13 protein-coding genes are annotated in these 13,245 nt (G+C 71.2%); 11 read left to right on the top strand and 2 right to left on the bottom strand.

Translation table 11 applies throughout. The annotated features are described in order from the left end of the window. Window positions 1-275: 275 nt before the first annotated feature. Together AC0B61_RS22965 and AC0B61_RS22960 are read right to left on the bottom strand one after the other, a co-directional pair. The gene (locus tag AC0B61_RS22965; RefSeq protein WP_471742585.1) at window positions 276-929 is read right to left on the bottom strand and encodes a DUF6000 family protein; all 654 of its coding nucleotides are present in this window, start codon (window positions 927-929) and stop codon (window positions 276-278) included. Window positions 930-1,002: 73 nt separating this feature from the next. Continuing rightward, window positions 1,003-2,229: a hypothetical protein gene (locus AC0B61_RS22960; RefSeq protein ID WP_471742584.1), complete on the bottom strand. Its 1,227-nt coding sequence runs from the start codon at window positions 2,227-2,229 to the stop codon at window positions 1,003-1,005. Between the two features lie 164 nt (window positions 2,230-2,393). On the opposite strand from AC0B61_RS22960, the gene argC reads away from it, so the two are divergent. From argC to AC0B61_RS22905, 11 genes are all read left to right on the top strand, one after another. Continuing rightward, the gene (argC, locus tag AC0B61_RS22955; protein ID WP_471742583.1) at window positions 2,394-3,422 is read left to right on the top strand and encodes an N-acetyl-gamma-glutamyl-phosphate reductase; all 1,029 of its coding nucleotides are present in this window, start codon (window positions 2,394-2,396) and stop codon (window positions 3,420-3,422) included. A 14-nt stretch (window positions 3,423-3,436) separates the two neighbouring features. Continuing rightward, window positions 3,437-4,591, top strand: coding sequence for a bifunctional glutamate N-acetyltransferase/amino-acid acetyltransferase ArgJ (gene argJ, locus AC0B61_RS22950; protein ID WP_471742593.1), 1,155 nt, complete (start codon window positions 3,437-3,439; stop codon window positions 4,589-4,591). A gap of 82 nt (window positions 4,592-4,673) precedes the next feature. Then, entirely contained in the window at window positions 4,674-5,549 is an 876-nt protein-coding gene (argB, locus tag AC0B61_RS22945) for an acetylglutamate kinase (protein WP_471742592.1), read from the top strand. Next, window positions 5,546-6,751, top strand: a complete 1,206-nt coding sequence (locus tag AC0B61_RS22940) for an acetylornithine transaminase (protein ID WP_471742582.1) — start codon at window positions 5,546-5,548, stop codon at window positions 6,749-6,751. Before argB ends, AC0B61_RS22940 begins: the two co-directional genes overlap by 4 nt. 23 nt (window positions 6,752-6,774) lie before the next feature. Continuing rightward, window positions 6,775-7,320: an arginine repressor gene (locus AC0B61_RS22935; protein WP_471742581.1), complete on the top strand. Its 546-nt coding sequence runs from the start codon at window positions 6,775-6,777 to the stop codon at window positions 7,318-7,320. 114 nt (window positions 7,321-7,434) lie between these two features. After that, window positions 7,435-8,859 (top strand): argininosuccinate lyase, encoded by a 1,425-nt coding sequence (argH, locus tag AC0B61_RS22930; protein WP_471742580.1) that lies wholly within the window; start codon window positions 7,435-7,437, stop codon window positions 8,857-8,859. Window positions 8,860-8,967: 108 nt separating this feature from the next. Beyond that, window positions 8,968-9,225 carry an RNA polymerase sigma factor gene (locus tag AC0B61_RS22925; RefSeq protein WP_471742579.1) on the top strand — a complete coding sequence of 86 codons (258 nt, stop codon included), beginning with the start codon at window positions 8,968-8,970 and terminating at the stop codon, window positions 9,223-9,225. 246 nt (window positions 9,226-9,471) lie between these two features. Next, the gene (locus tag AC0B61_RS22920) at window positions 9,472-9,972 is read left to right on the top strand and encodes a GNAT family N-acetyltransferase (protein ID WP_471742578.1); all 501 of its coding nucleotides are present in this window, start codon (window positions 9,472-9,474) and stop codon (window positions 9,970-9,972) included. 548 nt (window positions 9,973-10,520) lie between these two features. Next, entirely contained in the window at window positions 10,521-11,546 is a 1,026-nt protein-coding gene (locus AC0B61_RS22915) for a methionine ABC transporter ATP-binding protein (RefSeq protein ID WP_471742577.1), read from the top strand. Further along, window positions 11,543-12,271, top strand: a complete 729-nt coding sequence (locus AC0B61_RS22910; RefSeq protein WP_471742576.1) for a methionine ABC transporter permease — start codon at window positions 11,543-11,545, stop codon at window positions 12,269-12,271. Before AC0B61_RS22915 ends, AC0B61_RS22910 begins: the two co-directional genes overlap by 4 nt. 57 nt (window positions 12,272-12,328) lie before the next feature. Continuing rightward, window positions 12,329-13,153: a MetQ/NlpA family ABC transporter substrate-binding protein gene (locus AC0B61_RS22905; protein ID WP_471742575.1), complete on the top strand. Its 825-nt coding sequence runs from the start codon at window positions 12,329-12,331 to the stop codon at window positions 13,151-13,153. Window positions 13,154-13,245 lie beyond the last annotated feature (92 nt).

Below are 13,245 nucleotides of genomic sequence, written 5' to 3'. Positions count from 1 at the left end.
TACCGCTCTCACCTCATCGACGGATGCCTCGCCGCCACCGGCCTGATCATGGACGGCTGACCACCTTCAGACCGACATTACGAATTCAACTTCAGCAGCTCCTTGTAGTCGGTCGGAAGAGCAATGCCGAGCCGTGATTCCACCGAGGGCCAGTCGATCGTCCTGGTCCTCGTGCTCTCCCAGCCCGTGATGGCTGCGAGCTTGTCGTTCCACCTCGCTGTTGTGTCCACGCCGATGAGTAAACCGCAGCGTGCCGACAGTGGCGGCACCAGGCCTTAGCTGAGGCCGCCGCTATCCCCGAGGTCAGCCACGGGCGGGGCGTCCGGCCACGGCCACTCACACCAGGCGTCCAGGCCGTGCCGCTGGGCATCTGCCGTCCATGCGGGATTACCGCGCAAGTGCGGCAGGGCCTCTACCCAGCGATCCCATGGACCGTCGATAGCAGTGAATCGTTGCGCGTAGTCGGTGCCCAGCAGGATGTCCAGCCGGAGCAGGGCGCCCATGGCGAGTGGCTGCTCGTATCGGCGATCGAGCTGCGGTAGATACCGGGCGAGGTACTCCGTCAGGATCTGGGCATCCTCGGTTGTACCGAACCTGGCCAGCGCGAAGCAGTAGCCCTGGCCGGCGTACGTCAGTTCGCTGGCCAGTAGGAGCTGCCCGATCAAGCTCCGCCACTCGGTCCGCCTGGCCACCCCGGCCAGCCACGAAGCGGTCAACCGCGAGCGCCATTCGTAGCCGAAGAGCGCGCTCAGCTCTTCGACGGTCACTGAAGCGGCATCCGAGGCGAGGGCTTCGACGAAGTTCGATTGCTCTGGCCCATCCAGCCTGACGAAGTTGCCGTGCAGCAGCTCCAAGTACCTTTGGCCGGGTGTGACATAGCGCTCCAGCACATGCTCCTGGCCGACCTCGCGTGGATGCCTCATGCTCATCGGGCCATCCTCTCGAAGCCGTCAAGCCTTCAGCTGCTCGGGGCACGCACCGCTCGGCACTTTGGGGAGGGAGTTAGTCGGTCCACCTGACTGGGTTGCCGTGCAGATTTCCGTCTCCACAGGGCCAGACGCCGGAGGAAAGTGAGCCGAGTGGGGTCTGAAAAAGCAACAGCTCACTGTCCAACGCAAAAGCGATCTGCCCGGTGTCGAGCAGCAGGGTGCGGCTCATGACGTTTCGGGAGTCGTCGGTCGAGAAGTACTCCTGCTGCCCGAGGCTCGAGTCGATTGCCAGGAGCCTGCCGTCTCGCCAGAACACCGCGGTGCCCGCACAGTCCAGCGCGGGGTAGGAGGTGTAGTAGCCGGTCAGCGCAGGCCCGTCTACCAGCGCCCCTGTGTCGGTCAGCTCCCGGAACTTTGAGCGCGACGGGAGACGGTTTTCCAGTTCGGGACCCCGAACCGCACCGGACGCATCGACCAGCATGGCTCCGTGGCTGTTCCAGTGCGCGACCCGACCGCCGTCGCGGTTGTATCGCGCGGTGCTGAACTCCCCGTAGCCCTGCGAGCCGATCAGGAACTCCGCTGGCCCGGCAATGGCTTTCCGGCCCGCCGGCAAGGGCTTCGTCGATGCGACGATCCCTCCGCCCGCCAGGTCCAGGAAGAAGGTGGCGCCGATCCCACTGCGTTGCTCCACGAAGCTGGCGGCCACTCTGTCCCCGGACACCAGCAGCGGTTCCCAGTGATCGACGTCGACTTCCTGCGGAGTCCACGGCCGCTTGGGGCGCACCTCCCAGTCGGTCTGGACTCCCGCCTCAACCACACCTGCGTGAGAGAGCGCGCCGAGACTGATCGGTGACGACCACAGGCACCGGCCGTCGCGGGCGTACCTGGCTACACGGGGCTCGCGGTACGGGGTGTCGCCGCGCTGGAAGGGGGGAGCGGTGGCCCAGGAGATGCAGAACCCGTCGTCCAGTACCACGAAGGCGCTGATCTCTTCGCCGGCGTCGCAAGCAGGGGCAACAACGCTCCCGGTATCACCGTCCGGGCCGATTTCCTCCAGCACCGGACCGCTGTCCCCAGGCCGGGCCAGCCACATCACTCCCTGACGGGAGCCACGAGACCGCGGATGCCCGGTGCCTGGAAAGGTCCGCTGCCACAGCACGGCACCCGAGAGGTCCACCGCACTCAGAACCGTTTCGAGGATGTCGACCCCGTAACTCGTCACGTAGAGCGGGCCTGCAGGGTGGTGGGCTGCCAGGCTCCGCACCTGGCCGGGCATGGCTACACGCGTAGGGACGATCATGGATCCGAATCCTTCCGCATCGGGAAGGATCGTGTTGGGCCAACAATGGATCTGATGGGCCAGCCATCGATCCTCGTCACACGCCCCCGGTGTGGATCGACACATCCTCCTTGCATGGATTTTCCCCCGCGCGTATATTCATGCCACGACAAAGGAGGAACGCCATGGCATTGCGAGTCGCCGTCGCCGGCGCGAGCGGGTACGCGGGCGGGGAGGTGCTGCGCCTGCTGCTCGGCCACCCGGAGGTGGAGATCGGGGCACTGACCGGCGGCTCGAACGCGGGCACCAGACTGGGCGCGCTGCAGCCGCACCTGATCCCGCTCGCCGACCGCGTCCTCGAACCCACCACCACCGAGGTGCTGGCCGACCACGACGTGGTGTTCCTGGCGCTGCCGCACGGCCAGTCCGCCGCCGTCGCCGAGGCGCTCGGCCGGGACGTCCTGGTGGTCGACTGCGGCGCCGACTTCCGGCTCAAGGCCGCCGCCGACTGGGAGCAGTTCTACGGCTCCCCGCACGCCGGCACCTGGCCCTACGGCCTGCCCGAACTGCCCGGCCACCGCGCAGCGTTGAAGGGCAGCAACCGCATCGCCGTACCCGGCTGCTACCCGACGGCCGTCTCCCTGGCGCTGTTCCCCGCGTACGCGGCCGGCCTCGCCGAACCGGAGGCCGTGGTGGTCGCCGCCTCCGGCACCTCCGGCGCCGGCAAGGCCGCCAAGCCGCACCTGCTGGGCAGCGAGGTGATGGGCAGCGTGAGCCCGTACGGCGTCGGCGGCGTCCACCGGCACACCCCGGAGATGGTGCAGAACCTCACCCCGCTCGCCGGGGAGCCGGTCACCGTCTCCTTCACCCCCACCCTCGTCCCGATGCCGCGCGGCATCCTCGCCACCTGCTCGGCCAAGGCCAGGCCCGGCGTGAGCGCCGAGAGCCTGCGCGCCGCCTACACCGAGGCGTTCGCGGACGAGGCCTTCGTCCACCTGCTGCCCGAGGGGCAGTGGCCGCAGACCAGCAGCGTCTACGGCGCCAACACCGCCCTGGTCCAGGTCGCCCTGGACTCCACCGCGGGGCGGATCATCGCGATCAGCGCGATCGACAACCTGGTCAAGGGCACCGCGGGCGGCGCGGTGCAGAGCATGAACATCGCCCTCGGCCTCCCCGAGGAGCTGGGCCTCCCCCTGAACGGAGTCGCACCGTGAGCAACAGCAGCAACCTGGGCGTGACGGCCGCCAAGGGCTTCCGGGCCGCCGGCGTCACCGCCGGCATCAAGGCCTCCGGCACCCCCGACCTCGCCCTGGTGGTCAACGACGGCCCCTCGCTCGCCGCCGCCGGCGTCTTCACCGCGAACCGGGTCAAGGCCGCGCCGGTGCTCTGGTCCGAGCAGGTCCTCAAGGGCGGCCAGGTCTCCGCCGTCGTCCTCAACTCCGGTGGCGCCAACGCCTGCACCGGTCCGCTCGGCTTCCAGGACACCCACGCCACCGCGGAGCGGGCCGCCGCCGAGCTGGAGCTCAACGCCGGCGAGGTCGCCGTCGCCTCCACCGGCCTGATCGGCGTACGGCTGCCGATGGACCTCCTGCTGCCCGGCATCACCCTCGCCGCCGGAGCGCTCAGCGAGACCGGCGGGGAGGCCGCCGCGATCGCCATCAAGACCACCGACACCGTGCACAAGACCGCCCAGGTCACCAGCCCGGCGGGCTGGACGGTCGGCGGCATGGCCAAGGGCGCGGGTATGCTCGCCCCGAGCCTCGCCACCATGCTGGTCGTGCTCACCACCGACGCCGCCGTGGACAGCGCCGGCCTGGACGCGGCGCTGCGCGGCGCCACCCGCACCACCTTCGACCGGATCGACTCCGACGGCTGCATGTCGACCAACGACACCGTGCTGCTGCTCGCCTCCGGCGCGTCCGGCACCACCCCGGACCAGGCCGAGTTCGCCGAGGCCGTCCGCACGGTCAGCGCCGACCTGGCCCGCCAGCTGATCGGCGACGCGGAGGGCGCGAGCAAGGACATCCGGATCGACGTCACCGGCGCCGCCACCGAGGACGAGGCCGTCGACGTCGCCCGGACGATCAGCCGCAACAACCTGCTCAAGTGCGCCATCCACGGCGAGGACCCCAACTGGGGCCGGGTGCTGGCCGCGATCGGCACCACCACCGCCGCCTTCGACCCGAACCGGCTGGACGTCGCCATCAACGGCGTCTGGGTCTGCAAGGACGGCGGCGTGGCCGAGGACCGCGACCTGGTGGACATGAAGGGCCGCGAGGTCGTCATCACCGCGAACCTCAACGCCGGTACGGCGAGCGCCTCGCTGTGGACCAACGACCTCACCGCGGACTACGTCCACGAGAACAGCGCCTACTCCACCTGATCCGCGCTCCAGACGAGGGATACCCGTGCAGATCGCACCCAAGGGCGAACAGGCCCGCAACAACACCGCGTTGCCCAAGGCCATGACGCTGATCGAGGCGCTGCCGTGGCTGGAGCGCTTCCACGGCAAGACCGTCGTGGTCAAGTTCGGCGGCAACGCCATGGTGGACGACAGCCTCAAGTCGGCCTTCGCCCAGGACGTCGTCTTCCTCCGCTACGCAGGCCTCCACCCGGTCGTGGTGCACGGCGGCGGCCCGCAGATCAGCGCCCAACTCGACAGGCTCGGCCTGGAGTCCAGCTTCACCAACGGCCTGCGGGTCACCACTCCCGAGACCATGGACGTGGTCCGGATGGTGCTGGCCGGCCAGGTGCAGCGCGAGCTGGTCGGCCTGCTCAACGGGCACGGCCCGTTCGCCGTCGGCATGACCGGCGAGGACGCGCACACCATGACGGCGGTCAAGCGCTACGCGGTGGTGGACGGCGAGCAGGTGGACATCGGCCTGGTCGGCGACATCGTCAACATCGAGGCCGGCGCGGTGAAGGCGCTGATCGCCGACGGCCGGATCCCGGTGATCTCCTCGATCGCGCGCGGCGCCGACGGCCACGTCTACAACATCAACGCCGACACCGCCGCCGCCGCCCTGGCGGTCGCGCTCGGCGCCGAGATGCTCGTCGTCCTCACCGACGTCGAGGGCCTCTACAAGGACTGGCCGAACTCGGACGACGTGATCAGCCAGCTCAACGCGAGCGAGCTGGAGGAGCTGCTGCCCGTGCTGTCCAGCGGCATGGTCCCCAAGATGGAGGGCTGCCTGCACGCCGTCCGCTCCGGCGTGGGCACCGCCCGCGTCCTGGACGGCCGGGTGCAGCACAGCCTGCTGCTGGAGATCTTCACCGACGAGGGCATCGGCACGATGGTCGTGCCCGACGACGAACCGACCGTGACCGGGGGACTGGCATGACCGCGAACGAGCAACTGACCGGCCGGTGGCAGCACACCTTCACCGACAACTACGGCACCCCCCGGATCCCACTGGTGCGCGGCGAGGGCAGCAAGCTCTGGGACGCCGACGGCAAGGAGTACACCGACCTGCTGGGCGGCATCGCCGTCAACGCCCTGGGCACCGCGCACCCGGCCGTCGTCGAGGCGGTCGGCCGGCAGATCGCCACCCTGGGCCACGTCTCCAACCTCTTCATGGCCGAGCCGACCATCGCCCTGGCCGAGCGGCTGCTGGCACTGGACGGCCGGGAGGGCGGCCGGGTGTTCTTCTGCAACTCCGGCGCCGAGGCCAACGAGGCCGCGTTCAAGATCAGCCGGCGGACCGGCCGCACCCACCTGGTCGCCCTCCAGGGCGCCTTCCACGGCCGGACCATGGGCGCCCTCGCGCTCACCGGCCAGCCCGCCAAGCAGGATCCGTTCCGCCCGCTGCCCGGCGACGTCACCCACGTCCCGTTCGGTGACGTCGAGGCGCTGCGCGCGGCCGTCACCACCGGGACGGCAGCGGTCTTCCTGGAGCCCGTCCAGGGCGAGAACGGCGCGATCCCGCTGCCCGACGGCTACCTGAGGGCGGCGCGGGAGATCACCCGGGCCACCGGCACCCTGCTGGTCCTGGACGAGATCCAGACCGGCGTCGGCCGCACCGGCCACTGGTACGCCCACCAGGCCTTCGAGGGCGTCGAGCCGGACGTGGTCACCCTGGCCAAGGCGCTCGGCGGCGGCCTGCCGATGGGCGCCGTCCTCGCCTTCGGGGAGGCCGCCGAACTGCTCACCCCCGGCCAGCACGGCACCACCTTCGGCGGCAACCCGGTGGCCGCCGCGGCCGGACTCGCGGTGCTGGACACCATCGAGTCCGAGGGGCTGCTGGAGCACGTCCGCAAGCTCGGCGAGCGGCTGCGGCAGGGCGTCGAGGCGATCGGCGACCCGCTGGTCTCGCACGTGCGAGGGGCCGGCCTACTCCTCGGCATCGTGCTCACCGAGCCGGTCTCGGCCAAGGTCCAGGCCGCGGCGCAGGAGGCGGGCTTCCTGGTCAACGCGGCCGTCCCGGAGGCCGTCCGGCTGGCACCGCCGCTGGTGCTGACCGAACAGGAGGCGGACGCCTTCCTCGCGGCGCTGCCGGGCATCCTCCGGGCGGTGCGCGAGAGCGCCCCCGCCGATGCGAGTTGACCGTCGTCCGGGAGAATCATCACATGACCGCTTCCCACTCCGGCCCCTCCGCCGGCCCGACGCCGCAGGTCCCGCAGACCCGCACCGCGCGCCACCGGCGGATCGTGGACCTGCTCACCCGCCAGCCCGTGCGTTCGCAGAGCCAGCTCGCCAAGCTGCTCGCCGACGACGGGCTCGTGGTCACCCAGGCCACCCTCTCCCGGGACCTGGACGAGCTGGGCGCGGTCAAGATCCGCAACCGGGACGGCGCGCTGATCTACGCCGTCCCGGCCGAGGGCGGCGACCGCACGCCGCGCGCGCCGATGGGGGAGTCGGCCAGCGAGGGCCGGATGGCCCGGCTGGCCGGCGAGCTCATGGTCTCCGCGACGGCCTCCGGCAACCTGGTGGTGCTGCGCACCCCGCCGGGCGCCGCGCAGTTCCTGGCCTCGGCGATCGACCAGGCCGAGGTGTTCGAGATCATCGGCACCATCGCCGGCGACGACACCGTCCTGCTGATCAGCCGTGACCCGGCCGGCGGCCAGGCGCTCGCCGACCACCTCATGCAACTCGCCCAGGCCAAGGCGCAGTAGCGCCCTTGACCGGAGGAGCCCCGGCCGACGGAGTCCCGTCGGCCGGGGTTTGTGTTTCATGCGCTGTCGTGCATACTTATGCCATCTACCGCACATGTGTGAAGGAGTCACGCGATGACCGCGCAGCAGTCCGCCGACGTCCGCCTCTGGGGCGCGCGCTTCGCCGACGGCCCGTCCGAGGCGCTGGCCAGGCTCTCTGCCTCGGTCCACTTCGACTGGCGCCTCGCGCCGTACGACATCGCCGGCTCCAAGGCCCACGCCCGGGTCCTGCACAAGGCGGGCCTGCTCTCCGACGACGAGCTCGCCGCCATGCTGGCCGGCCTGGACCGGCTGCTCGCCGACGTCGAGGCGGGCACCTTCACCGGCACCGTCGCCGACGAGGACGTCCACACCGCCCTGGAGCGCGGCCTGCTGGAGCGCCTCGGCCCCGACCTCGGCGGCAAACTGCGGGCCGGGCGCTCGCGCAACGACCAGATCGCGACCCTGTTCCGGATGTACCTGCGGGACCACGCGAAGACCATCGGCGGCCTGCTGCTCGACCTCCAGCACGCCCTGGTCGGCCTCGCCGAGGCGCACCCGGACACCGCGATGCCGGGCCGCACCCACCTCCAGCACGCCCAGCCGGTGCTCTTCGCCCACCACGTCCTCGCGCACGTGCAGGCCCTCGGCCGGGACGCCGAGCGGCTGCGCCAGTGGGACGCCCGCACCGCCGTCTCGCCGTACGGCTCCGGGGCGCTGGCCGGCTCCTCCCTCGGCCTCGACCCGCAGGCCGTCGCCGCCGACCTCGGCTTCGAGGGCGGCTCGGTCGGCAACTCCATCGACGGCACCGCCTCGCGCGACTTCGTCGCCGAGTTCGCCTTCGTGACCGCGATGATCGGCATCAACCTCTCCCGGATCGCGGAGGAGGTGATCATCTGGAACACCAGGGAGTTCGGCTTCATCACGCTGCACGACGCCTTCTCCACCGGCTCCTCGATCATGCCGCAGAAGAAGAACCCGGACATCGCCGAGCTCGCCCGCGGCAAGTCCGGCCGCCTGATCGGCAACCTGACCGGCCTGCTGGCCACCCTCAAGGCCCTGCCGCTCGCCTACAACCGGGACCTGCAGGAGGACAAGGAGCCGGTCTTCGACTCCTGCGACACGCTGGAGGTGCTGCTGCCCGCGTTCACCGGGATGTTGGCCACCCTCACCGTGCACCGGGAGCGGCTGGAGGAGCTGGCCCCGGCCGGCTTCTCGCTCGCCACCGACATCGCCGAGTGGCTGGTCAAGCAGGGCGTGCCGTTCCGGGTCGCGCACGAGGTGGCCGGCGCCTGCGTCAAGGTCTGCGAGGCCGAGGGCATCGAGCTGTCCGACCTGACGGACGCGCAGTTCGCCGCGATCTCCGAGCACCTGACGCCGGAGGTCCGGTCGGTGCTCAGCGTGCACGGCGCCATCGGCGCCCGCGACGGGCGAGGCGGCACCGCCCCCTCGGCGGTCGCGGTCCAGCTCGCCGAGGTGAAGGCGGACCTGGCGCGGCAGCAGGACTGGGCGCGGGGTTGACCGAAGGCCTGCGGGAGGAGGGGCGCGGCGGTCCGACCGGCGCGCCCCTTCGGCGTACGCGCCCCGGCCCGGGCGTAACCGGCCCAGCCCCGGGCAGTCATGCACGGTGTGTGCACCACCCTTCCGCCCGTCCCCTCCGCCGAGGACGTCTACCTCGCCGACCGCCGCCGCCGCGTGGTCCGGGAGACCGTCGCCGCCCTGCCCGGGCGCTGCCCCGAGCTGGTCGCCGCCTTGGCCGAGAATCCGCCGCCCACCTACCGCGAGCTCGCCGAGCGCCTCGGGATGCCCCGCGGCTCGATCGGCCCCACCCGTTCCCGCTGCCTCGCCTGCCTGCGGACGCTGCTCCACGCGGAGCGTTACCCGTGAGCATCCGCGGGCCGGCGGGAGCTCCGCCCCGGTGCGGCTCTCCGCGTCCCCTCGCCCTCCCCACCGCCCCCTCCGCGCCCGGGCGTGACCCTCGCCACGTCCGGCCCCGAGAAGGTTGAGCGGAGCTGACGCCCGGGTAGAGCGCTGGCGAACGCAGCTCTTGACGGTGGCGCGATCATTCGGATACTGAGCGTGAGCGCGTCACCCTCTGCGCGCCGGGCACGACGACTGGGGAGGCCCCTCCACATGGGCATGAGCGTGATCATCTCGGCTGCGGAGGCCGAGGACGCGGAGCAGATCCTCAAGCTCCAGTACCTCGGCTACCAGCCCGAGGCCGAGCTGTACGGCGACTGGGCGATCGAGCCCCTGACGCAGAGCCTGGAGAGCCTGCGCGCCGAACTGACCGAGCGGTACTTCCTGGTCGCCCGGCTGGGCGACGAGGTGGTCGGCACCGTCCGCGGCCACCGCGGCCCCGACGGTGCGGCCCGGATAGAGCGCCTGGTCGTCCACCCGCGGATGCAGCGCCACGGTCTCGGCGGCCGCCTCCTGGACGCCCTGGAGCGCCGCCTCGCCGAGGACGGCCCGGTGAGCTCCTACCGCCTGTTCACCGGCCACCGCAGCCTCGGCAACCTGCGCCTGTACGCCCGCCAGGGCTACCGGCAGACCAAGGTCGAGCAAGTCAGCAGCCGGCTGAGCTTCGTCCACCTGGAGAAGCCCGCGAGCACGCAGCTCGCCGCGACGGCCTGAACCTGGCCGCCGCCGCCGATCCTCGGCGCCGCCACCATCCGGACGTTCCGGTGGCGGCGCCGAGGCATATCACCGCTGGTGGCGGCCGTAAGTGTCCGCATTGCGGACGGCGTGGCCAAATGATTGGGCGGAAATCGGCCCATCTGTTTTACTGGCTCACATGACTGCGACGACGAACTGGACCCCCACCGGCACGCTGCCGGCAGGTGAGCGTGCCATGTGCCGTCGAATGTGTCACCGCTGAGGGCCACCGCCCCCGGCACCCCGCGCGGGTGCCCTCTCCTCGCGCCCCGAAGCGAGACCCCGGCCGCTCCCGCTCGTGTGAGCGCGTCCGTCCTCCCGTACCCCTCCCCTTGCCATGCCCGCCCACCCGCGGGCGCCGGTGACTCGTAAGGGCCACGCCGTCGCGCGGCCCGGCCGTCCGACGGCCACGATCAAGGGGTTGACAGGTCCGGATCCCCCTGGCGAAGCGCCGTACGACGCCGCCCGGCCGCAACCCGGTCGGGGGGTCGACCCACGCCGCCCGCCCCCGACCCACGGAAGCAGCTGTGATCACCACCACGGACCTCACGAAGGTCTACCGCTCCCGAGGCCGCGAGGTGACCGCCCTCGCCGGTGTCGACCTGCACGTCCGACCGGGAGAGGTCTACGGAGTCGTCGGCACCAGCGGCGCCGGCAAGTCCACCCTCATCCGCTGCGTCAACATGCTGGAGCGCCCCACCTCCGGCACCGTCACCGTGGACGGGGTCGAACTCACGGCGCTGTCCGGCGGCGAGAACCGGGCCGGCCGGGAGCTGCGCGAGGCGCGCCGCCGGATCGGCATGGTCTTCCAGCACTTCAACCTGCTCTCCTCGCGGACCGTGCAGCAGAACGTCGAGCTGCCGCTGGAGATCATCGGCCTGGACCGCGCCCAGCGCCGCCGTCGGGCCGCCGAACTGCTCGACCTGGTCGGGCTCGGCGACAAGGCCCGCAGCTACCCCAACCAGCTCTCCGGCGGCCAGAAGCAGCGCGTCGGCATCGCCCGCGCCCTGGCCGGCGACCCCAAGGTGCTGCTCTCCGACGAGGCCACCTCGGCGCTCGACCCGGAGACCACCCGGTCGATCCTCAAGCTGCTGCGCGACCTCAACCAGCAGCTCGGCCTGACCGTCCTGCTGATCACCCACGAGATGGACGTCATCAAGTCCGTCTGCGACTCCGCCGCCCTGATGCGCGGCGGCCGGGTGGTCGAGTCCGGCGGGCTGGCCGACCTGCTGGCCGAGCCCGGCTCCGAGCTGGCCCGCGAGCTGTTCCCGCTCAGCGAGTTCGGCACCGGCCACCCCGGCTCCACCGTGCTGGAGATCACCTTCCAGGGCGACACCTCGGCCCGGCCGTTCGTCTCCCAGCTGGCCCGCACCTACCAGATCGACATCAACATCCTCGGCGCGGCCGTGGAGACCATCGCCGGCCGGATGGTCGGCCGGATGCGGGTCGAACTGTCCGGCGGCCACCAGGACAACGTGGTGCCGATCGGCTTCCTGCGCGAGCAGGGCCTGCAGGTGGACGTGATCGGTGCGGCGAACGGAGCGGTGGCATGACGTGGGACCAGATGCAGGAGCTGATGTGGCCCGCCACCCAGGAGACCTTCCAGATGGTCGGGGTGTCCGCGGCCGTCACCGTACTGCTCGGCCTGCCGCTGGGCGTCCTGCTGGTGCTCACCGACAAGGGTGGCCTGCTGGCCAATCGGGCCGTCAACAAGGCCATCGGCTTCGTGGTGAACCTCGCCCGCTCGGTGCCGTTCATCATCCTGATGATCGCCCTGATCTCCTTCACCCGCTGGCTGGTCGGGACCTCGATCGGCTGGCAGGCCGCGACCGTGCCGCTGACCATCGGCGCCATCCCGTTCTTCGCCCGCCTGGTCGAGACCTCCGTCCGTGAGGTCGACCGCGGCCTGGTCGAGGCGGTCCAGTCGATGGGCGGCAGCACCTGGACGATCGTCCGCAAGACCCTGCTGCCCGAGGCGCTGCCCGGCGTCGTCGCCTCCGTCACCACCACGGTCATCACGCTGATCGGCTACTCCGCGATGGCCGGCACGGTCGGCGGCGGCGGCCTCGGCACCCTCGCCGTCAACTACGGCTACCAGCGCTTCGAGACGGCCTTCATGTGGGTCATCGTCGCCGAGCTGGTGATCATCGTCACCGCCGTCCAGCTGATCGGCGACTTCGCCGTCGGCCGCCTCGCCCACCGCGGCCGCAGCGGCGGCCGGACCCGCCTGCTGGGGCGCACCCCGACGAGCCCCGACAAGGACCTCGTCGCCTCCTAGACCTCCCCCGTCCGACTCCGGACGCGGCTCCCCGCATCACGCAGAAAGGCACTTTTCGTGCGCAACGCCCTGAAGTTCACCAGCGCCCTGGCCACCGCCGGCCTCGCCCTCTCCCTCGCCGCCTGCGGCAGCTCGGGCTCCTCCTCCTCGGACCCGAACGCGCCGCTCAAGGTGGTCGCCAGCCCCACCCCGCACGGGCAGATCCTCAAGTACGTCAAGGACAACCTTGCGGACAAGGCCGGCCTCAAGCTCGACATCAAGGAGGTCACCGACTACGTGACCCCCAACACGGCGGTGCAGGACGGTTCGGCCGACGCGAACTACTTCCAGCACGTCCCGTACCTGGAGGACTTCAACAAGAAGCACGGCACGACCATCGTCTCGGTGGAGACCGTGCACCTGGAGCCGCTCGGCCTCTACTCCAAGAAGGTCAAGGCGATCACCGACCTGCCGGACGGCGCCACCATCGGCCTGCCCAACGACGCCACCAACGAGGGCCGCGCGCTCAAGCTGCTCGCCGACAACAAACTGATCACCCTCAAGGACGGCGTCACCACCGCCGCCACCCCGGCCGACGTGACCGGCAACCCGAAGAACCTCAAGTGGAAGGAACTGGAGGCCGCCCAGCTGCCCCGCTCGGTCTCCGACCTCGACGCCGCCGTCATCAACGGCAACTACGCGCTCGACTCCGGCCTGAAGCCGGCCACCGACGCGCTGGTGCTGGAGAAGGCCGAGGGCAACCCGTACGCCAACATCCTCGCCGTCAAGAAGGGCAAGGAGAACGACCCGCGGGTCAAGAAGCTCGCCGAGCTGCTGCACTCCGACGAGGTCAAGAAGTACATCACCGACACCTTCCAGGGCTCGGTCACCCCGGCCTTCTGACCGTCGCCGGCCGCCGTACCGGCCGACGCCCGCCGCCCGACCGGGCCCCCGCCGCACCTCGGCGGGGGCCCGGTCGGGCAGTATGCACCCGG

Source organism: Kitasatospora sp. NPDC023385 (assembly GCF_055664045.1).
This window is presented reverse-complemented; position numbering and strand designations above follow the sequence as displayed.